This window comes from Salinigranum salinum (assembly GCF_009176545.1).
GTDB lineage: Archaea > Halobacteriota > Halobacteria > Halobacteriales > Haloferacaceae > Salinigranum > Salinigranum salinum.
The window spans coordinates 1804298-1827819 of record NZ_VTOJ01000002.1; the positions used below are offsets into that span (position 1 = coordinate 1804298).

Consider the following 23522-nt stretch of genomic DNA (forward strand, 5'->3'; position numbering starts at 1 on the left):
TAATTCCCAGTGACGTCGATTCACGAATTCGAGATTGTCTAGTATTCAATAAAACGAGTCAGAATTTTATATCTCGTCCTCATTGGTCGATTACAGAGAAATAGCACGAATAATAACGGCTGGCTGGCCTCAGATCGCGTTTCAACCGTCCAGAGACGATTCGTCCGCCGTTCACGGCGATTCAGACACACCTCTCGTAACGCCTTTAATCCGAATACTTGTGTAAATATCGGATCCACGTGTCGACGATGGTCGGCCTCTCGGAGAGTCCAGAAGACTCCACGGCGTGCTGGCCGCGGGTCGAACACACCGCTGTGGCACTGTCGGCGCTCGAAGCGGTGATCGATCGACGCGTCAGGAGAACGGTGGCTCGGGAGACGGCCTCGTCACACGGGGCTCGGAGGGGGTAACTGTCGTCACTGCCACCGGATCTACGTTCCGCTCGAACGGCAAAAACGCACTCGGTTCCACCCGAGGCGTTCGACGTGTCGCGGGAAACGAATTTTGTCGGTGAGGTCGAATAGTCCCAGCATGTCGACCGACCTCGCCGTCATCGGGGATACGCACGTCCCCGGCCGCGAAGCCGCGGTGCCGCAGTGGGTCCGCGAGCGCGTCCGCGCGGCCGACCACACCATCCACACGGGCGACTTCGACGACCCTGAGACGCTAGAGACGATCGAAGGGCTCGCGACCGGGTTGACTGCCGTCGCGGGGAACATCGACCCGCCGGCCATCGACCTCCCGGACGTCGCGCAGTTCGTCGTCGAGGACGTGACGTTCGTCGTCGTCCACGGCACCGGCCCGCAGGAGTCGTGTCCCGAGCGCGTCGCCAGACTCGTCCGGCAAACGACCGACGACGACGCCGAGCGTGTCGTCGGCGTCGCCGGCCACACCCACACACCGACCGACACCACGGTCGAGGGGCTCCGCCTCCTCAACCCCGGCACGGCGACCGGTGCGACGCCGGGGTCGCGGGCGACGATGTACTCGGTCCGGGTCGAGGGTGCGAGCCTCGACGTGGAACTGCTCGAAGAGTGAGCGCGGGTCGTGTCTCACGTCCGTCCTGTCCGCGTTCGTGTTTGTTACCGCGTGGGACCGTGTCCGCTCGCGTCCGCGTCCGATCGTGCCGCCACCGTCGGTCACCGACGTCGGTAGACGTACAGGCCGACCACCACGGCCACGAGGAGCACGAGGAGCCACCACGGGAACGCGACGCCGAACAGGGTCGCCGATGGGGCGGGCGTGGCGGTCTCGGTCGGTGGCGTCGCGGTCGGCGTGTCCGTCGGCGTCGCGGTCGGCGTGTCCGTCGGCGTCGTGGTCGGCGTGTCCGTCGGCGTCGCTGTTGCGGCCCCACCGCCACCGGTAGATCCACCGTCGCCGGCACTGGCGTCACCCGCAGCCACACTGACCTCGACGCTCCGGGTCGTCGTGTTGGTGTAGCCGAAGGCGTCGACGACCGTCAGCGACACCTCGAACGTCCCGCCGTTCTCGTACGTGTGGCCGATCCGCGCCGAGTCGCTCGTCGCGTCCGTTCGCCCGTCACCGTCGAAGTCCCACTCGTACGAGAGGATGATCCCGTCGGGGTCCTCCGAGTCCGACGCGTCGAACCGGACCGGCGAACCCGACTCGGGAGCGGTCGTCGACACGCTGAACGCGGCGACGGGAGGCTCGCTCGCGCTCCCTCCCCCACCGCCCGACTCGGGAGCGGGCGTCGGTGTCGGGGTTGGCGTCGGCGTCGGTGTCGGGGTTGGCGTCGGCGTCGGTGTCGGGGTTGGCGTCGGCGTCGGTGTCGGGGTTGGCGTCGGCGTCGGTTCGGGCTCCGGCCCCGTATCGGACTCCGCCGTTCCGAGCGGCGCGAGGACGCTGAACTCGGTGACGTACGCCGAGACGACGTCCGCGTCGGTGTCGATCTGTGACGTGGCGACCGGCTCCCAGACGGAGCCGTTGTGCTTCCAGAGTGCCAGCGTCGACTCGTCGACACCCGCGGACGCGACGGCCGCCGCGTCGTACGCAATCGTGAGGTTCAAGAACGCGCCGGGACCGAGCGCCTCCACGTCGACGAACTGGCTCACGTTGCGCTGCCCCGCGGGGTCGGCCGGCGGCGACGGTTCGGCCGCGACAGCGACCTCGCTCGCGTCGAACGTCACCACCGCAGTGTCGAGCGTCAGGTTCGTCGCGGTCGTGTCCGTGCTGCCCGACCGCGTCTGGACGGCTGTCGTCGCGTTGGCGACGGTCGTGTCGACCACCAGTGTCTCCGCCACACCGACCAGCTCTACCCCGACAGCCGTGGTCGTGACCGTCACGCCGACGATCCTCGTCCCTTCGCTGCCGCTGTCGACCCTGACACCCTCGTCGACGCGAGTCATCTCGGTCCCGGAGACAGTCACGTCGTCCGATCCGGAGACGTGGACGCCGGTGTCGCTCTCCTCGACTGTGTTGCCGACGATTTGTCCGTCGTCGCCGGTGGTACCCGAGACGGAGATCGCCGCCGAATCCCCGCCGCCCGTCTGGTTCGCGAGGCTGTTGTCACGGACGGTCGTGGATGCGACGCTCGCGCCGCCGCCGACGGCGACGCCGAACTGCCCGCCCGTCACGGTGTTACCCGTGACGAGATGTCCGCCGGAGTCCGCGATGGTGACCCCGCGCTGGCTGCTGCGGATCGCGAGATCGATCGTGTTGCCCTCGACGACGGTCCCGTCGGAGACCCTGACGGAGATCGCGTGGGTGTCGGCGGCCATCGACACCGCTGTCACGTCGTTCGCGACGACGTCGCTGTCGGGCGCGTTCAGCAAGCTGATCCCGTCCCCAGCGGCGACGGTGACGGTGTTGTCCGACACGTCGGTGTTCGCCGCTCCGCCGGCCGACCCCGCGGCGATCTCGATGGCGACGTCGCCGTTCTCGCCGCCGACGAGCGTGTTCCCGCGGATCGTGCCGTCGGTCGCGCTGCTGTCGACGCTGATCCCGCTCGAGACTGCCGACGTCCCGGCCGCCGGCCCGCCGTACTCGACGGTGTTGTTCGCGACGGTGACACCGTCGATCGACGCGCCCACCGTGAGGACGGTGGCCAGGATCGACTGCGCGGTGTAGTTCCTGACCTCGAAGCCGTCGATCGTCACCCCTTCGGCGAGGATCAGGAACGCGGTGTCGTTCGTGTCGGTCCCGTCGAGCACCGCCGTGCCGTTCGCGACGAGCGAGACGTTCGTGTCGACGGTGACGCTCTCGGCGTACGTCCCCGAGCAGACTTCGATGACGTCGCCCGGTCCGGCGGCGTCGACCGCGTGCTGGATGGTGGTGTGGCTCGCGACCGAACACTGCAGGCCGTCGTCGTCGACCACGAGGGTCGACGGCACGACCGGGCCGGCACCCTCGGGCTCGCCCAGCGGCGCGAAGACGCTGAACTCGGTGACGTTCGCGGAGACGGTTTCCGCCGTCGTGTCAACGGTCGAGCCCGGCACGTCGGTCCAGTCCGTCCCGTCGAACACCCACAGCCGGAGCGTCGACTCGTTCACGTCCGCGCCGTCGACGACCGTCGGGTCGTAACGGACGGTCAGATCGAGGTAGCCGCCCACGGTGGTGTTCGTCGCGTTGACGTAGACGCCCACGTTCCGGCGGTCGGACGGATCGACCGGCGGCGACTCGACGCCGGCGACGGCGACGTCTCGCGCCCGTGCGTCGAGGACGGCCGACCGGACCGTGAGGTTCTCGGCCGTGTACGCGCCGGAGAGGTTCGACGCGACCACGGCCCAGCGACCGTTGTCGCGCGCGGTCGTGTCCCGTATCGTGACGCCGCTGCTCTCGTCGAGGTCGATACCGTCGGCGGTGTTGTTCTCGAAGACGCCGCCGTCGACCACGACGCCGGCGGAGTCGACGATCGAGAGGCCGACGGCGTTGTCGCTCGCCGAGAGATCGGTGAGGGTCGTGCCGTCGGCCCCGGTGAACAGGAACCCCTCGGCGCTACTGTTGACCGCGGAGACGTTCCGCAGCACGTTGTCCCCGACGGCGACCCGGTAGCCCACCGGACCGCTGTCGACGACCGAGACGTTCGTGAGGCTGTTACCCCCGGCGTCGTACAGCTCGAACCCGCCCGAGCGGCCGTTCCTGACCGCGACGTCCCTGAACGTGTTGTTCCCCGCGTTGAAACTGAACCCGTGCCCCCCGGCGGTCTCCACGGAGACGTCCCTGAACGTGTTGTCGCCGGTCTCCCTGAACGCGAACGCGAACCCGTCTGCGCCGCTTTCGACCGCCGAGACGTTCGTGAACGTGTTCCCTCCCGATATCAGGAAGAATTCGAACCCGATCGAACTGCTGTTGATCACGGTGACGTTCCTGAACGTGTTGTTCCCGGCGTCGATGATGAATCGGAAGCCGCTGCGGGTGCTGTTGACCACGGTGACGTCCCTGAACGTGTTGTCGCCGGAGTCCCAGAACTCGAAGCCGTTGTCGCGGCTGTCGGTCACCGAGACGTCGATGAACCGGTTCCTCCCGGCGTTCGAGAAGTCGAACCCCCGGATCTCGCTGTCGTTCACTGAGACGTTCGTGAAGACGTTGTTCCCGGACGCCTCGAACTCGAAACCGCTGCCCCCGCTCCGGGCGACCGAGACGTTCCTGAAGCCGTTCCCTGCCGAGTCGGTGATCCGGAGCCCCGTGGCGCTGCTGTTTTCGACGGCGACGTCGACGAGCGCCACCCCCGGCGATCGGGTCAACTCGAAGCCGTCGCCGTTGCGCTCGGCGACCGCGTCCGCGACCCGCCCGTCCGTCGCGTTCTCGAAGCGGATCCCGTCCCCCCAGTCCGAGACGGTGAGGTCCCGCACGGTGACGTTCTCGATCCGGGCGGCCGTCCCGTTGGCGAACACCCCCACCGTGTCGGCCGCGGCGACGCCGTCGATCGTGTAGCCGCCCCCGTCGAGGATCACGTCGGACGACCGCACGTCGAGACAGACGCCCGCGGTGCTGTCGGTGATGTCGCCCGTGAGTTCGTATCTCCCCGGCGAGTCGATGACCCGACACGTGGAGACGTCGGTGCCGCCGCCCGACACGGTGGGTCGACCGAACGCGGTGTACACGCCGGGACCGGTGACGTTCCCGCTGACGACGTTCGTCGTCGTGTTCACGGTCGATCCCGACACGAGCGACCAGGCCGAGCCGTTCCAGCGCCACAGTGCCAGCGTCGACTCGTCGATCCCTGCGGTGGCGACGTCGGCGTCGGTGTAGCTCACCCCGAACGACGAGCTCGACGTGGTGTTGGTCGCGTCGACGTACGTCCCGAGCGGGAGCACCCCCGACGGCGGCGGGCTCGGCTGGGTCGTCGGCGAGAGCGCGACGTCGCCAGAGACGAACGAGACCGTCGCGGCGTCGGTCCGGAAGTCGACGACAGAGACGTTCTGAGTGCCGTTCGTCGCGAAGTAGTCCCACACCGCGCTGTCCGTGACCGTCACGTTCTCCATCCGGACGCTACGGGTGGCGTTGATCGACACGCCGTATCGGTCGGATTCGAGCACACGTGTGTTCCTGATCGTCGTGTTCAGGGTCGTTTCGAGCTTGATTCCGTCCCTCGTGCTGTTTTCGAACTGTCCTCCGTCGATCCCGACGTCGCTCGAGACGATGACGAGCGCGCCGTAGACCTGACTGTCGACCGCCGAGACGTCCCGAAGGCTCGTGTTGAGCGTCAGGTTCAATCGGAAGCCGATGGCTGTCCGTTCGGTCGCGACGTCGACGAAGGTGTTGTTCCTGGAGGCCTCGACGTTGACACCGAGCACGCCCTCGGCGATGGACGCGTCTCGCAGGGCGTTGTCGTCTGACGCCTCGAACAGGAATCCGCCCACGCGATTGTCGTTCGCTGATGCGTCGCTGACGGTGTTGCTCCCGGACCCGACGAAGTGGAAGCCGAGTACACCGTCGTTCGCGGAGACGGTCGTGAGGGTGTTGTTCCCGGCCGAGTCGTCCGGGTCGCCGGAGCTGCGCCAGAAGCTGAAACCAGCGGATCCGCTGTTGTTCGCGGAGACGTTGGTGAGCGTGTTGTTTTCGGAACTCAGGAACCGGAACCCGTCCACCGCGCTGTCGTTCGCCGAGACGTTCGTGAGGACGTTGTCGTCGGCATCGCTGAAGCTGAACGCGACGAAGCCGCCGCTCTGGCCCGGATCGAACCCGCTGTCGTCGGCGGAGACGTCGGTGAGTGTGTTGTTCCCGCCCCCGCTGAACGCGAACGCCCGTTCGGTGGTGTTGACGGCACGGACGTCGGTGAGGGTGTTGTTCTCGGAGTCGTCGAACTCGAACCCGATCCGGTCGCTCCCGACGGCCGCAACGTCGCGCAGGACCGTCGACTCGGTGCTCTCGAAGCTGAACCCGACGTCGTTACTGTCGGCGCTCGCCCCCTCGACGCGTCCCTCGGTCGCGTTCTCGTACCGGACACCGCTCGCCCAGTCGGTGGCGGTGAGGTTCCGGACGGTGACGTTCGTGACCGGCGCGGCCGTCCCGTTCGCGAAGACACCGATGCTCTCCGCGGCGTCGACGCCGTCGATGGTGTAGCCGTTCCCGTCGAACGTCACGTCCGACGAGCGGACGTCGATACAGACGTCCGTGCCGCTGTCGAGGATGTCGCCCGTGAGTTCGTATCTCCCTGGCGAGTCGATGACGCGGCAGACCGAGACGTCGGTGCCGTCGCCCGGTTCACTGACGTCCATGGACTCGCCCAGCGGCGCGAACACACTGAACTCGGTGACGTTCGCAGACACCGTGTCGGCGTCGATGTCGACCGACGAGCCCGGAACGGGGACGGGAACCGGCTCCCACCCGGTGCCGTCGTTGCGCCACAGCTGCAGCGACGACTCCTCGATGCCCGCGGCGTCGACCGCGGTCTGGTCGTAGTCGACGGTCGCGTCGAGGTATCCAGACGCCGAGGTGTTCGTCGCGTTCAGATAGACGCCGACGTTCGTCCGACCGGACGGGTCCGCCGGCGGCGAGTCGACGCCGACGAGCGCGACGTCGCGGATCTCTGCGTCGAAGACGGCCGAACCGACGTCGACGTCGGTCACGTCGGCATCGCTGCTGTTCTCGGCGAACACCGCCCACCGGCCGTTGTCGACGGCCGTCACGTCCGCGAGCGTCACTGGCGAACCGTCGAGGACGAGCCCGTTCGCCGTGTTGTTCCGGGCGGTGAGGTTCCGCACGTCGGTGCCACTCGCCGCGAACACCACGACACCCTCGACGTTCTCCGCGGCGGTCGTGTTCGAGAGGACGGTGTCGTCCGACTCGGAGATCGCGACGCCGGTGGGCGGGAACGGCGCGCTGAGGTAGGTGGGGACGGGGAGGGCGTTGCCCGTCGCGTTGGTGTCGGACAGCTCGTTCCGGTCGGCCCCGTCGAGCACGACGCCGAACGAGGAGTTGGTGACCGTGGTCCGGGCGAGCGTGTTGTCGCTCGCGTTCGCCAGCCCCACACCGACCAGCTGGTCGCGGACGGTGTTGTCGGCGAGTTCGTTCCCGCTGCCGTCGAGGACGACGAGCCCGAACCCGGGGACCGCCAGGCTGCCGACGACGCCGCCGCCCTCGGTGATCGTGTTGCCCGTGACGGTGGCGCCGTCGATCCCCGAGAGGACGATACCGAGGACCGCGTCCGAGACGTCGTTGTCGCGAACTCGGTCGGCCTCGCCCGCCGCGGGATCGGAGCCGGTCGGCTCGAAGACGGCCACGCCAACCGTGCTGTCGGCGACGGTGTTGTCCGCGACGTCGACGCCGTCGACCGACTGGAGGAAGATCCCGGTGTCCCTGGTCGCGCTGGGGAACGCGAGCCCGAAGCCCTCGACGCCCGGTGCGCTGAAGCCGATCGAGACGCCCGCTGGAATCTCGCGGGTGTTGTTCCGGATCTCGTTGCCGGTCAGGGTGGCGTTCCGGCCCTCGACTCCGACGACCCCAATCAATCCGTCGGTCACCTCGCTGTCGACGACCTCGATCCCGTCGCCGGAGACCGAGAGGACCCCGAGGTAACTGTCGCTGATCTCGGTGTCGGTCACGCTGGCGTCCGTCGTGTTGACGAACAGCACTCCGATGGTGCCGATCAGTTCCTCACCCCCGGTCCCGTCGGACAGGTCGACCGGGAGGGTCGCGGTGTCGTCGACGACCGTGTTGTTCACCACGTCGCTGTCGTCGATCGTTACGTTCTCGCTCTCGGTGACGGCGAGTCCGATCGTCCCGTCGGCGAACCGGCTCCCGGCAACCGTCACGTCGGTGGCGTTCTCGAAGACGCCGCCGACCGCGTTGCCCTCGGCGACGGTGTCGACGAACCGGACGTCGGTAGCACTGTTGACGTACAGGCCGTACCGCACGTTGTTCCGGGCGGTGACGCCGGTGACGAGCGTTCCGTTGCTCCCGTCGGCGATCAGCCGGCTTTCGCCCCTGCTCTGGCCGGTGACGAACACACCGTCGCCGGCGTTGTTGTCGGCGATGGCTCCCCGGACCGTCGCGTTCGGACTGGTCTCGATCCGCAGGCCGTGGCCTCCGAGAGATCGCACACTGTCCCCCCGACTCGCGGCGAAGGTCCCACCGTCGACCACGGCGTCGACCGAGGATCGGACGAGTGCGCCGAGGGAGTTGTTGATCGCCGAGACGTTCGTGAGCGTGACGTCGTCGCTTCCGAGCACCGTGAGCCCCTCCTCGGTTCCATCGACGACCGAGACGTTCGTGAGCGTGGTGTCGGGGGAGTCGTCCACCAGGACGCCAGTCATGCCTCTGGCCGTGGTCACCTCGGTGAGCGTGCCGTTCGGCGAACCGGCGAACACGACGCCGAGGAATCCGTTGTCGACGGCCGAGACGTCGACGAGCGTGCCGTCGGGCGATTCGACGAACCGAACCCCGCTGAAACCGTTATCGAGGGCCGTGACACCTTCGACGGTCCCACGGGACGTGTTTTCGTAACGGATGCCGTTGGACCACTCGGAGACCGTGAGGTTCCGGACGGTGACGTCCGAGAGCGGCACGCCCGCGCCGTCGACGCGGACGCCGGTCGTCTCGAACCCGTCGACGCCGCCGATGGTGTGGCCGTTCCCGTCGAACGTCACGTCCGACGAGCGGATGTCGATACAGACGCTTGCGGTGCTGTCTGTGATGTCCGCCGTGAGTTCGTATCTCCCGGGCGAGTCGATGAGGCGACACGCGGAGACGTCGGTGCCGTCACCCGGCCCGCTGACGTCCGTCGGCTCGCCCAGCGGCGCGAAGACGCTGAACTCGGTGATGCTGGCCGAGACGGTGTTGGTAGCCGTGTCGACGGTCGAATCCACAGGTGTCCACGCCGTCGAATCGTTCCGGTAGAGTGCCAGCGTCGACTCGTCGACGCCTGCGGCATCGACCGCCGCCTGGTCGTACGCGAACGTGACGTTCAGGTAGCCCGTTGCTGTGGTGTTCGTCGCGTCCAGGTAGACCCCGACGTTCTGGCGCTCGGGCGAGGTCGGATCCGCGGGCGGGTTCTCGACCCCCGCGAGCGAGACGTCGTCGGCCTCGAAGGAGAGCGTTGCCGACTCGGTCGAGACGGTCTCGCCCGTCAGGTTCGCCGATTGGAAGGAGTAGATTCCGCCAGTGTCGACCAGAGAAACGTCCCGAAGCGTGACGTCGGCGGACTGGAGGAGCGTGAGCCCCTCCAAGCCGGTGACGGCGACCGAGACGTTCGTCAGCGTGGCGTTCGGAGAGTCGTCGAACCTGATGCCGTCGAAGGTGCTGTTGATCACCACGACGTCCGTGAGGGTGGTGTTGCTCGCGAGGAAGGCGCTGATCCCGTCGTCGCGGCTGTCGCGCACGGAGACGTTCGTGAACGTGTTGTTGGCCCCGTTGATGACGTCCACGCCGTCGGTGTTGTTGACCGCGACGATGTCGGTGAACACGTCGTTGGAGGCGGAATCGATGAAGAGACCCGTACCTCTGTTGTTCCGGACGACGACGTTCTCGACGGTCGTGTTGCAGAACTGCAACCTCGACGACAGTTCGACCCCGTTGCCGCGGTTGTCGGAGGCATTGACGTCGGCCATGTCGGTCCCGTTGGAGTTCTGGATCAGGACACCCGTTGCCCGGTTGTCGGTAGCGATGACGCCCCGGATCGTCGTCCGGTTGGCGTCGGAGAGCTGAATCCCCGGCCCGCCGTTGCCGACGGCGGTGGTGTCCGTGAGCGACGAGTCGGTCCCGCCCACCACGACGCCAGCGCCGTCGTTCCCGTTCGCGGTCGTGTTCGCGAACGTTGCCGTCGAGTCGAAGAGGGTGATTCCGGGCCCACCGGTCGTCCCGCTCGCGGTGGTGGTCTCGAACGTCGCCGTCGAGAGGGTGAGGACGATCCCGGCGTCGACGCTGTCGCGAGCGACGGTCTCGCGGACCGTGGCGTTCGACTGTTCGAGCAGGATTCCCTCCGCGTTGCTGGTCGCCTCGACGCCCAGGAGTTCGCCGCCCTCGACGCCCGTGAACTCCACGCCAGTGTCCCAGTCGGAGACGGTGAGGTCGCGGACGGTGACGTTCGAGAGGACGTTGCCGGCGGCCACGCCCGTGGTCCCGTCGGCGTCGACGCCGTCGACCGTGTGGCCGTTGCCGTTCACCACGACGTCCGAGGACTGGATATCGATGCAGGTGGTCTCGCCGCTGTCCGTGATGTCACCGGTGAGTTCGTATTTCCCGGGCGAATCGATGACGCCACAGGCCGAGACCTCGGTCCCACCGCCCGGTTCACTGACGTCTGTCGGCTCGCCCAGCGGTGCGAAGACGCTGAACCCGGTGATGTTCGCGGAGACGGTGTTCGCGGCTTCGTCGCGCGACGACTCCGGTACCTCGGTCCACGCCGATCCGTCGAACTCCCAGAGCGCGAGCGTTGACTCGTCCACACTGGAGAGGTCGGCCTCGTCGTACGACACGGTCACGTCGAAGAACGCGTCCGCCGAGAAGGCCACCGCGTCGAAGTAGACGCCCACGTTCTCGCGGGCGCTCGGGTCCGCGGGCGGCGAGTTGACCCCTGTCACGAAGACGTCGCGGGCAGTGAACGACAGCGTCGCCGATCCCACGGAGACGTTCTCCCCGGTCAGGGTCGCCTCCTCGAGTTCGAGGTCAGAGACGTCGTTGGCTCCGAAGACGACGTCGGTGAGGGTCCCGGTCGACGACTCGACGAACAGCCCCAGGTCCGTGTTGTCCTGGCTGACGAGGTCGGCGATCGTCAGCCCGTTCGAGTCGAACGTTTCCACGCCGTTCTCGTTACTCAGGGCGTCGACGTGTCGGATCTCTCCGTCGGCGACCTCGTCGAAGAAGATCCCACCGCCCCAGTCGACGACCGTGACGTTCCTGACAGTGACGTTCGACAGCGCGAACCCGGCGACGATCCCGATGGAGTCCGGGTCGTCCACGCCCTCGATGGTGTGGTCGTTCCCGTCGAAGATCACGTCCGACGACTGGATATCGATGCAGTCGGGATCGGTGGAACCGACGATGTCTCCCTGAAGTTCGTATCTCCCTGGGGAATCGATGACGCGGCACCCGTCGACGGGTTCGACGGCCGCGAACCCGTCATCCGGAGCGAGCGCGCCGAACCAGCCGCCCGTGGCCGCGACGCCGCTGGCGAGACCATCGAGCGAAGCCGCGACCCCCGACCGCGTGTTCGCCAAGGGTGAGAGGTCCCACGGCGTCTCGGATGCGGCCGAGACGTGATCCGCTTCCATCCCGCTACCCGTGTGTGCGGCGCTGGCGGCGACGACGATCCCGGGGAAGACGCTCGCGAGCACGACCAGCACGACGACGGCGACGACCGAGAGAGGTCCACCCCGAGATAGCATGATGCGCCTGACACGACGCACCGGTATTTAACATCTTCGTGGACTATCCGTTAAACGTACCACTATCATACGATAATAGCCGATTAAAATACATAGACGCTAGCCGAAAACGGTGCTGTACGGAAACGGCCCGAAAGAGAGCCCCCGAGAGCGAGCACGCGTCTCTTTTTACCTCCGGGGTGAACCCGGTAGTATGGAACTGTTCGCTGTCGAGGGACTGCCCGAGATCGAGCCGGGCGACGATCTCGCCGCGCTGGTCGCCGAACGGGTCGATCTCGCGCCCGACGACGTCGTCTGCGTCGCCTCGACCGTCGTGTCGAAAGCCGAGGGGAGGGTCGCGTCGCTCGACGACTTTCCGCCCGGGCCGCGGGCGAACGAGATCGCCGCACGCCTCGAAGCGATCACGGGCGAGGAGAAGGACCCTCGGTTCGCGCAGGCCGTGCTCGAGGAGTCGACGGAGCTGTTGCTCGAGGCGCCGTTCCTCCTGACCGAGACGCGCTTCGGTCACGTCAACGTCAACGCGGGGATCGACCGCTCGAACGTCCCCGGGGGCGACCTGCTCCTCCTGCCGAAGCGTCCCGCCGAGTCGGCCGCGCGGCTCCGTGAGGAACTCGCTGCCGACCGCGTCGTCGTCACCGACACCTGCGGGCGACCGTTCCGCCACGGCCAGCGCGGCGTCGCCATCGGCTGGGCCGGTCTCCCCGCCTCGCGCGACTGGCGCGGCGAACGCGACCGCGACGGCCGCGAGCTCACGGCGACGGTCGAGAGCGTCGTCGACGAACTCGCCGCCGCGGCGAATCTCGTCGCGGGGGAGGGTGCGGGCGGGACCCCCGTCGTGGTCGTCCGCGACTTCGAGTTCGGCGAGCACGCGGGGAGCGACGAGCTCTTCCGGGAAGTCGACGACGACCTCGTCCGGCAGGCGATCCGTGCGTGGCACTTCGACGGGTAGCCGTCGGTCCTGGGCGAACAGGCGGAACCCGCAGACCCGATGCGCTGTCTCGCACAGACGCGTGACGCACCGGGGTGACTCTCAGTGGTCCATGTGACGTCGTGGCCGCGGTTTCGTACGTAAGCGTGGGGGTCGTCCCTCCGCATGCCAGGAGCGAACTCACCGTCTCCCGACTACCGTTTTGCCGGTATCTCGACCGTTGAAACCCGGCGAGTTCCGAGGACCGGTATGCGACGATACGCGCCACGAGCAACCGCCGACGCCGACCCGTGGGCAACCGACCACACGGACCCGGCCGCGCGTTCCGAGAGGGGGATCGCGTGATGTTCGGGATCGAACTCACCCCCGAACAGCCGGTCGACGACGTGGTCGATCTCGGCGCCCGCGCAGAGGACGCGGGGTACGACACGCTGTTCGTCTCCTCGCACTACAACAACCGCGACCCGTTCGCGGTGCTCGCTCGCCTCGTGACCGCGACCGACGACGTGCGGCTGGGGCCGGGCGTGGCGAACCCCTACGACCGCCACCCGGTGACGCTGGCCTCGCAGGTGGCGACGGTCGCCGAGCAGTCTGGCGGTCGTGCCGTCTTCGGGATCGGTCCGGGCGACCCGTCGACGCTCGAGAACCTGGGACTCGCCGACGAGCGCGGCCTCCGGTCGGTGCTGGAGGCGTTCCGCGTCGCCCGGCGACTGTGGGACGGCGAGCGCGTCTCCCACGACGGGGCGTTCGCGTGCGAGAACGCCGGGCTGAACTTCGACGTGCCCGGCGAGATCCCCGTCTACGTCGGCGGCGAGGGGCCGAACATGTGCCGCATGGCGGGCAAACACGCCGACGGCCTCCTGTTCAACGGCTCACACCCCGACGACCTCGCGTGGGCCCGCGATCGCGTCGAGGAGGGGATCGCGGAGCGAGCCGACGACCACGGGACGTTCGACCTCGCGGCGTACGCCAGCGTCTCCGTGGCCGACGACCGCGAGGCAGCGCGGGAGGCCGCACGCCCTCCGGTGGCGTTCATCGCCGCGGGGGCGGCCCCGCCGGTGCTGGACAGACACGGCATCGATCACGACCGCGCGGCGGCGATCGGTCAGAAGATCCGTGCGGGCGAGTTCTCGGCGGCGTTCGAGCGCGTGACGCCGACGATGGTCGACGCCTTCTGCATGGCGGGGACCGTCGACGACGTCGCCGGGCGAATGGCTCGGGTCAGAGAACACGCGGACAGTGTCGTGGTCGGATCGCCGCTCGGACCCGACCCCGCCGAGGCGATCACTCTCGCGGCGGCGGCGTCCGACCGATAGCGTCGCTCCCACCCCTGCCACCGCCGGGGCCGCCGGCGATCGCGTCGACGAGTGCGCCGAGTGCCAGATAGCCGAGCGCGGCGACGGCGAACGTGGTCAGCCCGGCACCGACGAGGAAGGAGACGAACGCGAGGGGGTCCGACAGTGCGACCCGGGTGACGAAGATGACGACGAGTTCGATGACACTCCCGAGGAGCCGAGCGACGAAGTCGAAGAGCGTGACCATGTACCGTGTGAGTACGGGGGGTACTTGTGTGTTCACACTTCGCGCGGAAAGCGAGTGGTGGCGAGGGAAGAGACGTCGAGTCGCCACGGGGGAGAAGCGTTATATTCTCTATTTCGCTAGGAAGTGACGTGGCGTCTCCGTTTGAGATTCTGGGTGTCGACTCCGACGCGGACGAACAGGAGATCAGCCGGGCCTACCGCCGGCGGGTGATCGAGACGCATCCGGACCAGGGAGGCTCGGCACGCGAACTCCAGCTGGTCAGACGGGCGTACGAGGAGATCCAGGCCGGCGACGGCGCCGCCGAACTGGAGATCGAGCCTGCAGAGGCCGACGCCTCGAGTCCGTCCGCCGACGATCCGGTCGAGGAACGTCCCGAGGACCAGGGCGTGCGGGTCGAGTACCTCAACTACGACGTCCTCGCCGACCACGGGTGGAGCCTCGACGACGAGGACCTGTTCGAGAAGGCGGCCGACGCCGACCTCGACCCCGCGGATCGCGGGCGCTTCCGCGCCGAGTCCCACGAGACACTGCTGGACGCCGCCGAGGAGTGCGGCTTCGCGTGGCCGTACGCCTGCCGCGGCGGCGCGTGCGCCAACTGTGCGGTCGCCGTCACGGAGGGCGAGATGGAGATGCCCGCCGGACACATCCTCTCGAACGATCTGCTCGACCGCGGCTTCGAACTCTCCTGTATCGGCATCCCGACCACGGACGAGCTGCGGGTCGTCTACAACGTCAAACACCTGCCGGACCTCGACGAGCTCCGGCTGCCGGCCAGCCGCTTCGAGAAGGCACAGCTCAACGACTGACGGGGCCGAGCGTGAGTCGTCCCCGACGTCTCGACGAACCGGATTGAAGAGACCGGCGAGCGGAGCGCGAGCGACTCGACGAAGCCGCCGGCCGTCCCGTCGGCCGGGGGACGGGGCGCGACGTAGCAGAGGCCAACGCCGCCGAGGGTGTGACTCCGGCCGTGTCGACTCCGTGCATCGGTCAAACGGTCGTGTGTCCGACCACAAGGAACTCGGGGAGTCGGCCCCTCTGTTGGCGCATGCCGACTACGGAAACGCCGGCCGGGGGCGAGCGGAGCGCGAGCGACCTGCTGGCGGGGGTGGTCCTCCTAGCCGGGATCGGTCTCGTCGGCGCCGGGAGTTACGTCCACCTGACCGTCGCAGCAGAGGCGAGTGCCGGACGATGCGACGGCTGCGAGCCGTGGCACCCCCTCATCGTCGTCACCCCGCTCGTCGTCGGTTCGGGGTTCGTGCTCCTCGGAGGATATCTCCTGACCCGGTGAGCCGATGCTCCGGAGCTGCTGACGTCGTGGCCGGAACGCGACTCAGAGGTCGGCGACCCGGTCGACCACGTCGTCGAGCGGGGGTGCGTCGAACCAGTCGAAGCCGGTGTACGCGTTCGTCCCTGCAGTGTAGAGATCCGAGACCGTGTCGAGCACCGTCGGAGGGAGCGGCTCTGGCGTCTCCTCGCACCGGCTCCGCCAGTCGGCGTCGCCCGCCTCGCGCGCCGCCCGCTTCGCCGCGGCCACCGCGTCGACCCACTCGGGATCCGTCCGTCTGTAATACTGCCTCACGACCTCCTTCGAGAGCTCCTGTCCGTCGTACGAGAAGCGGTTCTCGTCGAACGTCCCGACGACGTCGGCCACCTTGAGCGTCCCGTCGTCGTACACCACCTCGATCTTGCCGTCCTCGTGAGTGAAGCCACTCTGCTCGGCCCGCATCGTCACGACCGTGTTGACGCCGAGCGCGAGCTCTTCGAGCCGGTCGAGGCTGGCCTTCCCCGCGATGGCGTCCGCCTCCGGGCGCGAGAGGTAGCGGTCCTGTTCTTCGAACTTGGTCGAGAACTCGACGATCGGCTCGGGGAGGTCGACCGGTTCGTCGGGCCACTCCTCGTATGAGAGCCCGAACTCGTCGGGCGAGCGCCGCTTCCGGAGCGACGAACCCTCGGGGACCGTGTTGCGGAAGACGATCTCCAGGGGGATCACGTAGCCGTCGCCCGCCGCGGCGTGAAACGCCTCGTAGTCGTACGCCTCGCCGTCGACCGGGAGCTCCGGGACCCGTGCGAGTTCGATCGCCATCGTCCGCGGCGGCGTCTCACACTCGCCCAGCTCTTTGGGTTCGCCCGCACCCGCGTCCACCTCCTCGTACACGCCTCGGTAGTGCGTGGGGACGTGGTTCACGTCCAGGAGTTCGAAGTTCGCGGCCCCCATGGTACAGAGCGCGGTTCCCTTGTCGGGGATCCGGTCGGGCATCCGCCCCCAGTCGAAGACGGAGTAGTCGTCGGTGAAGTAGAACGTCCCCCGGCCCAGACCGTCCGCGTCGGGTTCGCGGTCGACGTGGATCTCCTTGACGCTGGTCATACGCGTGTTCGCGGGGGCCGGCAGGAAGAAGGTTGCAGTTCCGTCTCTCCCGTCATACTCGTCGTTTCGTCTGTCCCGTCACGCCGAATGCCTTCGCGTCGCTGGCGATGCAGGGGCTGACCGGTGCGCGAGCGCGAAAACGACGCCACGGTTCACGGCGACAGTGGCACCGTCTGCGCCGCGCGAACGACTGACGTCGACGAGCGGCTTTTGTCCACGGGACGACTCCTCCCGACCATGACCACCGACGTCGACGCCGCCCTCGCCGCGGTCGCCGACGCGCTCGTCGACGGGAGCGGCGCGATGGCGCTCACGGGCGCGGGCGTCTCCACGGCCTCCGGCGTGCCGAGCTTTCGAGGGGAGGACGGCATCTGGGAGACACAGTTCGACCCGAACGACTTCCACTACTCGCGCTTCCTGCGCGATCCCGAGGGGTTCTGGGTCGATCGTCGGAGGCTCCAAGACGCGATGTTCCCGGAGGGGGTCGAGCCGAACGCCGCCCACCACGCGCTCGTCGCGCTCGAAGAGCGGGGCGTCCTCGACGGGGTCGCCACGCAGAACACCGACGGCCTGCACCGCGCCGCCGGCCAGGAGACCCTCGTGGAACTCCACGGTAACGCGGCCCGTGTCGCCTGTCACGCCTGCGGGAAGACGCGTGACGCCGCGCCGATCGTCGAGCACGCCGACGGGGACGACTCCCCCCCACGCTGCGGCTGCAGTGGGGTGTACAAACCCGACGTCGTGCTGTTCGGCGAGAACCTCGACCCCGACGTCCTCGCCCGGGCAGAGGACCTCGCGATGGCATCCGACACCGTGCTCGCGGTCGGCACCTCGCTCCAGGTGAATCCGGCGGCGTCGCTGGCCGGACTGGGCTCGCGGCTGGTCGTCGTCAACTTCGACGAGACGCCGTACTCCGACCGCGCCGACCACGACCTCCGCGCGGACGTCACGACGGCGCTGCCACGGCTGGTCGACCTCGTCGACGAGCGGCTGTGACGACACGCCTACACGTCGGCGGATCGACGCGCCGACCCGCGGAGGCACTCCCTCTCGAGTTTCCCCGACCGGCCCATTTTTGACCCCGTAGCGTCTTCGAGGGAGCATGTCCGCACGACGGGTCCCCGACGACGTGACGTTCGAGCACGTGCCGGAGACGGACCAGTCGTTCGAGAACGCCCTGGCGAAGGCGCGCGCCGGCGACCGCCTCACCGTCGCCGACGGCGTCGAACTCCTCACCACGGGGACCGATCACGCGGGGATCGACCTCAGACGGAAGGAACGCGTGCTCGAGGCCGCCGACCGTCGCCGTGCCGACGTCGTCGGCGACGACGTGACGTTCGTCGCCAACCTCAACAACAACGTCACCACCGCCTGCAACACCGGCTGTCTGTTCTGCAATTTCAAGGACACCGCCCACCAGTTCGAACGTGGCGAGGGCGACCACGCCGGCTTCACCAAACCCCCCGAGGAGTCGCGCCGGATCGTCGAGACGACGCTCGATCGGGGGATATCGGAGGTGTGTTCCGTGTCGGGACTCCACCCCGCGTTCGCCCTCGACGACGAACACCACGAGATCCTCGCGTCGTACGACTCGCCGGCGCAGACGGTGAACTACAAGCCGCCCGCCCGGTACGAGGTCGACCCGGGGACGTACCTCGACCAGATGCGCGCGATGAGCGTCGGCGGCGTCCACCTCCACTCGATGACGCCCGAGGAGGCGTACCACGCGAGACGGGGCACCGACTGGTCGTACGAGTCGGTGTACCGGCGTCTCCGCGATGCGGGGCTGGACTCCGCACCGGGGACCGCCGCGGAGATCCTGGTCGACGAGGTGCGTGACGTCATCTGCCCCGGCAAGATCGACACCCAGGGGTGGGTGGACGCGATGGAGGGCGCCGTGGCCGCCGGGCTGGACGTGACGGCGACGATCATGTACGGCCACGTCGAGAACGAGATGCACCGCGTCATGCACCTCGACGTGGTCCGCGACCTCCAGGATCGCACCGGAGGGATCACCGAGTTCGTCCCCCTGTCGTTCGTCCACCAGAACACGCCCCTCTACAGGCGCGGGATCGTCGACGGCGGGGCCTCGGACGACGAGGACGAACTGATGATCGCCGTCTCGCGGCTCTACCTCGACAACGTCGACAACGTCCAGTCGTCGTGGGTGAAGTACGGCAACGCGAAGGCGCTCAAACTGCTCAACTGCGGCGCGAACGACCTCATGGGCACCATCCTCTCCGAGGAGATCACGAAGCGCGCCGGCGGCGAGTACGGCGAGTTCCGCTCGGTCGCCGACTACATCGACATGGTCTCGGCCATCGGTCGGCCGCTGGTCGAACGCTCCACGGACTATCGGACCAGACACCGGGTCGACCCCGACGACCCGCCGTTCGGGCCACACCTCGGCCCGCGTGCGGACGGGACGCCGCTGCTCGACCGCCCGCGACGGGGCGTCGCAGCCGACGACGACTGAGGTGAGGGTGGCAACGGGGACCGAATCGCCGGGCGCGGGAGGAAACCGGCGAGGGGACGATCACGACACGTCTAAGTGTGCCGACGACTTCCGTTACGGTTCGTATGCGACGTCGACCGAAACCGAGTGAGGGAACGGGGAAACGTCCGGTGAGCGCGCCGTGATGGCCCCGACTCACGCGATGGTCGGCCTCCTCCTGGCGACGCCCGTCGCGATCGTCGCCCCGGAGCTGGCGCCGTCGGTGGCCGCTGCGGCCGTCCTCGGGAGCCTCGCCCCCGACCTCGACATGGCCGTCGGTACCCATCGCCGGACGTTCCACCTGCCGCTCTTGGCCTGGCCACCGGCTCTCGTCGCGGCGGGAATCGCGCTCGCTCGGCCGACGCCGTGGCTCGTCGCGAGCGCTGTGTTTCTCCTCACCGTCGCCGTCCATCCGCTCTGTGACCTCCTCGGCGGCTCGTCGGAGCCACATCCGTGGCTCGCCAGGACGAACCGCGGCGTCTACTCGCACGTCGGCCGGCGGTGGATCGAGCCTCGTCGACTGGTCAGGTACGACGGCTCGCCCGGTGACCTCGCCGTCGCCGCGCTCGCCGCCGTCCCGGCGCTCGTCGTCTTCGGTCCCTCTGTGGAACCGGTCGTCGTCGCCGCCCTCGTCGTCGGCACGGGCTACGTCGTCGTGCGCAAGCGCGTCCCACAGCTGTCGGGCCGCATCCCGATCCCCGGCCCGCTCGCCGTCCTCGTCTGGGTAGTCGCGTTCGTCCGGTCGCGGTGAGCAGTGGCACCGCGGCACGGGAACGGACGCCAGCCCCGACTGGACTCAGTGGTCGGCCTCGTGAGGGTTCACCACCGTGCCGTAGTTCTCGGCGTGGTCGGTGTAGTCGATGAACCGCGGTGCGTCGGGGTCGAACGGCCGCTGGAGCGACTCGAACGCCTGCTTCTTGTCCCACCCCTGCAGCTTCCCCACGGCGCTTCTGTCCTCGAGATCGTGGTAGGCCAGATCGTCCTTCGTGAGGTTCCACGCCTTCAGCCCCTGCTCGGTGCGGACGATGACGCTGGAGTACTCGTCGGACGACCCGACCGAACCCACCGTCAGATCCGCGCAGTAGCCGGTGAAGTCCGCACACTCGTCGCAGCCCTTGAGCGCCGCATCGTGGAAGTGCTCGACGTCCTCCTCGAGCAGAAGGTCGCCGTCGTGGTCGTACGCCATCAGCTTCCCGTGGAGGACGTCCATCTTCCCGATCTCCTCCCGGGCGATCCCGCGCTCCTCCTCGATCAGTTCACCCATCAGCGCGTAGTAGTTGAAGTTCTTCGTGCACATCAGGGCGATCGTGTAGTCGACGGCACGGACGCCCGCCTCCTGGCTCCCGTACTCCCAGTCGAAGTCCTGCAGCGCCCGGATGCCCTCGATCTCGCAGGGCGTCCCCACCAGGGCGAGCGAGAGGTCGTCGGGATCCTTCTCGACGTCCGCCGCGAGGTCGTCGACGAGATCGGAGACGTCGAGCGCGCCGAGCGCCATCGTCTGGTTGTAGACGCTCCCGGCGTTGGCGATCAGTTCTTCCCGAGAGGTCGCGAGGAACGGCTCCGCCTTCCACGCCTCCTCGTCGGACTCGCGCGCGACGAGCGCGCCGTCGATCTCGCCGTCGTCCAGGAGGTGGATCAGCACCGAGGTGACGACCCCGCCGTCCTGCGACCCCTCGCGCCACGCCTCCTCCACCTTCGCGGAGAACTCCGTGATCGGGTCGCCCGCCCCCTTCACGTTGTCCTCGCCGCCCGTGATCTTCCACTGGCGCTCGTAGCGGAGGCCGCCACGGGGGCAGAAGTCCCAGCAGAGCGAGCAGCCGGTGCACATCTTCACCAGCTCCGGGAGGTCGTCGTCGCCGATGCCGATCGAGTCGGATGGACACGCGGCGACGCACGTCCCGCACTGGATGCAGCGATCGGCGTCGATGACGGCCGTATCCAGCTCCATGAACCACGTCTTCTCGTCGGGTTCGGCGATGTCGTTCATCTCGCCCCGGATCGCGTACGAGGGCGTGTCGAGCTCCTCCGGATCCACGCCGTCGGGAAGCTGGACGCGTCTGTCTACGGGTTCGTCGGACACGTCCTGGCTCGTTCCTTCCGTGGGTGGCGTGAACGAGAGGTCCGTGAGGTTTCCCTCGCTGTCGACGTTCGCCGGCTGGACACCGCCGTCGGTCGCCGCCGAGTCGTTCGAGCGACAGCCACACGAACTCCCACAGCCGCAGCCAGGGTCGTCGGTCCCCGACTGGGCGCCTGACGACGGCCGCGGGCCGCGTCGGAACTGGATCGGCTTCCAGCCGTCACCCGTGACGGCGTTCGGGTTCTGGACCTGCGGGTCGCCACCATCGCCCTCGGGAACACGAGGGAGCCTCCCTCCGTCGGCGACCTCTCGCCCGTCCGCCGCCGACTCGGGTTGTTCCGGTTCGTCGGCTGCCGGCTCGGTGAGTTCGGGTGCGGCGTCGGCCGGCGCGTTCGTCGGCGGCGATTCGTGGGGGTCGACCGACGGGTCGTGTGGGTCAGTCATCGGCCGCGACACCTCCGACGACGTCGGCATCGGCCCGCTGCATCACGGTTCGGAGCCGGTCGTTGTCGACGCGGCGGCACCACTCGTAGAACCGTTCGTCGTCGCGCCGTTCGCGGGCGAAGGCGTCGAACAGCTGTTCGAGCGCCGGCACCACGGCGTCGGCGGGCACCGCGGCCTCGACCCAGTCGAGGAACTCGTTGTCGCTGCCTAACGAACCGCCGAGACCGAAGTCCATCCCCTCGACGATGTCGACGGCTTCGCCGTCTCCTCGAGGCGTCGTCGACACCTCGTTCCCCTCGTTCGTCGTCGCCCCGAGATCGTCGACTTTCACCGTCTCCCCGCGGAAGCCGATATCCGCGATCTGCGGCTGCGCGCACGACGCCGAACAGCCCGACAGGTGCATCCGCACGACTTCGAGGTCGTCGGGAGTGTCGATTCGTCGGTCCAGCGCCTTCGCCCACCGTCGAACGCGCTGTTTGGTCTCGACGATGCCGTAGCTGCAGAACTCCGAGCCGGTGCACCCCACGGCACCCCGCGAGAAGGGGCCGGGATCCGGACGATACGTGCGGGCGAAGGGCTCGTCCAGGAGCGCGTCGAGGTTCTCCTCCGGGACGTGGGTGACGAGGAAGTTCTGGTCGGTCGCCAGCCGGACCGACGCGTCGTCGGTGCCGTACTCCCGGGCGGCGCGGGCCGCCTCGACGAACTCCTCGCCGCCCATGCGCCCGGCGACGACGTTGAACCCGACGTAGTAGAGACCGTCCTGTTTCTGCTCGTGGACGCCGACGTGGTCGCCGCGATAGCCGCGCGTGAGATCCGTTCCCCGGCTGGGGAGGTCGACGGCACAGCGGTCGCGGACGGCCGCCTCGAACGTCTCGGGTCCCAGCTGTTGGACGAGGTAGCGCAGCCGGCACACGCCGCGGTTGTTCCGGTCACCGAGTTCCTTGAACGTCTGGGCGACGGCGCGAGTGAACTCGACCGCGTCCTCCGGCGGGACGAACACGTCGAGGTCGGAGGCCATCCGGGGTCCGTCGGAGAGACCGCCGCCGACACGGACGTGGAAGCCGTACTGATCTACCCCCTCCAGCGTCTTCCGCGCAGGCGTCATCCCGACGTCGTTGATCTGCGACTGCGCGCAGTCCTCGCGACAGCCGGTGATGGTCATCTTGAACTTCCGCGGGAGGTTGGCGTACTCGCGGTTGTTCGTGAAGAAGTCCGAGACCGCGTCGACCACGGGCTGGGCGTCGAAGCAGTCGTGGTCGTCCAGCCCCGCGGCGGGGCAGCCGAGCACGTTGCGCGCGGAGTCGCCGCAGCCCTGGATCGTCGTGAGGCCGACGTCGTCGTAGCGGTCCCAGATGTCGGGGACGTCCTCGACCTCGATCCAGTGGTGCTGGACGTCCTGTCTGGTGGTGATGTCGAGGAAGGCGTCGCCCCACACCGGGTTCTGCTCGTCGCCGCCGTACTCTTCGGGAGCGGTGGCGTAGTCGCGGGCGACCTCGCCGATCACCTCGGCCTGCTCGGGCGTGAGGTAGCCGCCGGGGACCTTGGTGCGCATCATGAAGTAACCCCGCTGGCGGCCGTGGCTGTACATCCCGGCCCACTTGAGCCGCTCCCACTCGCCGTCGCCCGCCCGCGCCTCGATCTCGTCGAACGACAGCCCCTCCGCGGCGTACTCGTAGACGTCCTCGACCACGTCGAGCGGGTGCTTCTCCTGTTTCCACTGCTCGACGGTGTTCACGCGAATCCCCCCGAGATGAGCGTGTGCTCGTCGCGCGCTCCGCGTGCGACGGTGTTCACGCGAGCCACCTCCGGTGGTGAGCGTGAGCAGGGAACAGCTCCGCTGTGACCGTGTTCATCTGAGTCCCTCCGGGACGAAGATGAGCTTGCTG

At 68.3% G+C, this 23522-nt stretch carries 13 protein-coding genes; 8 read left to right on the forward strand and 5 right to left on the reverse strand.

The window, feature by feature from the left end:
- Nucleotides 1–531 precede the first annotated feature (531 nt).
- Entirely contained in the window at nt 532–1038 is a 507-nt protein-coding gene (locus FZP69_RS20115) for a metallophosphoesterase family protein (protein WP_152043138.1), read from the forward strand.
- A 101-nt stretch (nt 1039–1139) separates the two neighbouring features.
- On the opposite strand, the gene FZP69_RS20120 is transcribed toward FZP69_RS20115, so the two are convergent.
- Nucleotides 1140–11786, reverse strand: a complete 10647-nt coding sequence (locus FZP69_RS20120; RefSeq protein ID WP_152043139.1) for a right-handed parallel beta-helix repeat-containing protein — start codon at nt 11784–11786, stop codon at nt 1140–1142.
- 193 nt (nt 11787–11979) lie between these two features.
- Here FZP69_RS20120 and FZP69_RS20125 point away from each other — a divergent pair, with 193 nt between their 5' ends.
- Both FZP69_RS20125 and FZP69_RS20130 read left to right on the forward strand, forming a co-directional pair.
- Nucleotides 11980–12735 (forward strand): coenzyme F420-0:L-glutamate ligase, encoded by a 756-nt coding sequence (locus FZP69_RS20125; RefSeq protein WP_152043140.1) that lies wholly within the window; start codon nt 11980–11982, stop codon nt 12733–12735.
- 323 nt (nt 12736–13058) lie between these two features.
- A complete protein-coding gene (locus tag FZP69_RS20130; protein WP_152043141.1) occupies nt 13059–14030 on the forward strand; it encodes a 5,10-methylenetetrahydromethanopterin reductase in 972 nt (323 codons plus the stop codon).
- Here the strand turns inward: FZP69_RS20130 and FZP69_RS20135 are convergent.
- The gene (locus FZP69_RS20135) at nt 13999–14256 is read right to left on the reverse strand and encodes a hypothetical protein (protein ID WP_152043142.1); all 258 of its coding nucleotides are present in this window, start codon (nt 14254–14256) and stop codon (nt 13999–14001) included. The genes FZP69_RS20130 and FZP69_RS20135 overlap by 32 nt on opposite strands.
- A 128-nt stretch (nt 14257–14384) precedes the next feature.
- Here FZP69_RS20135 and fer point away from each other — a divergent pair, with 128 nt between their 5' ends.
- The gene (fer, locus tag FZP69_RS20140) at nt 14385–15062 is read left to right on the forward strand and encodes a ferredoxin Fer (protein WP_152043143.1); all 678 of its coding nucleotides are present in this window, start codon (nt 14385–14387) and stop codon (nt 15060–15062) included.
- A 239-nt stretch (nt 15063–15301) separates the two neighbouring features.
- A complete protein-coding gene (locus FZP69_RS20145; RefSeq protein WP_152043144.1) occupies nt 15302–15544 on the forward strand; it encodes a hypothetical protein in 243 nt (80 codons plus the stop codon).
- A 42-nt stretch (nt 15545–15586) separates the two neighbouring features.
- Here FZP69_RS20145 and FZP69_RS20150 read toward each other — a convergent pair whose 3' ends face one another.
- A complete protein-coding gene (locus FZP69_RS20150) occupies nt 15587–16621 on the reverse strand; it encodes a phosphoribosylaminoimidazolesuccinocarboxamide synthase (RefSeq protein WP_152043145.1) in 1035 nt (344 codons plus the stop codon).
- 237 nt (nt 16622–16858) lie between these two features.
- Here FZP69_RS20150 and FZP69_RS20155 point away from each other — a divergent pair, with 237 nt between their 5' ends.
- The 3 genes from FZP69_RS20155 (at nt 16859) to FZP69_RS20165 (ending at nt 19866) form a co-directional block, all read left to right on the forward strand.
- Complete coding sequence (locus FZP69_RS20155) at nt 16859–17617, forward strand: Sir2 family NAD-dependent protein deacetylase (RefSeq protein ID WP_152043146.1); 759 nt, start codon at nt 16859–16861, stop codon at nt 17615–17617.
- A gap of 106 nt (nt 17618–17723) precedes the next feature.
- Nucleotides 17724–19097, forward strand: coding sequence for a 7,8-didemethyl-8-hydroxy-5-deazariboflavin synthase subunit CofH (gene cofH / locus FZP69_RS20160; RefSeq protein ID WP_152043147.1), 1374 nt, complete (start codon nt 17724–17726; stop codon nt 19095–19097).
- Between the two features lie 163 nt (nt 19098–19260).
- The gene (locus FZP69_RS20165) at nt 19261–19866 is read left to right on the forward strand and encodes a metal-dependent hydrolase (protein WP_192918669.1); all 606 of its coding nucleotides are present in this window, start codon (nt 19261–19263) and stop codon (nt 19864–19866) included.
- A gap of 45 nt (nt 19867–19911) precedes the next feature.
- On the opposite strand, the gene FZP69_RS20170 is transcribed toward FZP69_RS20165, so the two are convergent.
- On the reverse strand, nt 19912–21636 hold the full coding sequence (locus FZP69_RS20170) for a Coenzyme F420 hydrogenase/dehydrogenase, beta subunit C-terminal domain (RefSeq protein ID WP_152043149.1): 1725 nt from the start codon (nt 21634–21636) through the stop codon (nt 19912–19914).
- The gene (locus FZP69_RS20175; protein WP_152043150.1) at nt 21629–23371 is read right to left on the reverse strand and encodes a nitrite/sulfite reductase; all 1743 of its coding nucleotides are present in this window, start codon (nt 23369–23371) and stop codon (nt 21629–21631) included. Before FZP69_RS20175 ends, FZP69_RS20170 begins: the two co-directional genes overlap by 8 nt.
- Nucleotides 23372–23522: the final 151 nt, after the last annotated feature.

Coding starts and splice junctions, on each gene's coding strand:
- FZP69_RS20115 (WP_152043138.1), top strand. CDS start 532: ATGTCGACCGACCTCGCCGTCATCGGGGATACGCACGTCCCCGGCCGC.
- FZP69_RS20120 (WP_152043139.1), bottom strand. CDS start 11,786: ATGCTATCTCGGGGTGGACCTCTCTCGGTCGTCGCCGTCGTCGTGCTG.
- FZP69_RS20125 (WP_152043140.1), top strand. CDS start 11,980: ATGGAACTGTTCGCTGTCGAGGGACTGCCCGAGATCGAGCCGGGCGAC.
- FZP69_RS20130 (WP_152043141.1), top strand. CDS start 13,059: ATGTTCGGGATCGAACTCACCCCCGAACAGCCGGTCGACGACGTGGTC.
- FZP69_RS20135 (WP_152043142.1), bottom strand. CDS start 14,256: ATGGTCACGCTCTTCGACTTCGTCGCTCGGCTCCTCGGGAGTGTCATC.
- FZP69_RS20145 (WP_152043144.1), top strand. CDS start 15,302: ATGCCGACTACGGAAACGCCGGCCGGGGGCGAGCGGAGCGCGAGCGAC.
- FZP69_RS20150 (WP_152043145.1), bottom strand. CDS start 16,621: ATGACCAGCGTCAAGGAGATCCACGTCGACCGCGAACCCGACGCGGAC.
- FZP69_RS20155 (WP_152043146.1), top strand. CDS start 16,859: ATGACCACCGACGTCGACGCCGCCCTCGCCGCGGTCGCCGACGCGCTC.
- cofH (WP_152043147.1), top strand. CDS start 17,724: ATGTCCGCACGACGGGTCCCCGACGACGTGACGTTCGAGCACGTGCCG.
- FZP69_RS20165 (WP_192918669.1), top strand. CDS start 19,261: ATGGCCCCGACTCACGCGATGGTCGGCCTCCTCCTGGCGACGCCCGTC.
- FZP69_RS20170 (WP_152043149.1), bottom strand. CDS start 21,636: ATGACTGACCCACACGACCCGTCGGTCGACCCCCACGAATCGCCGCCG.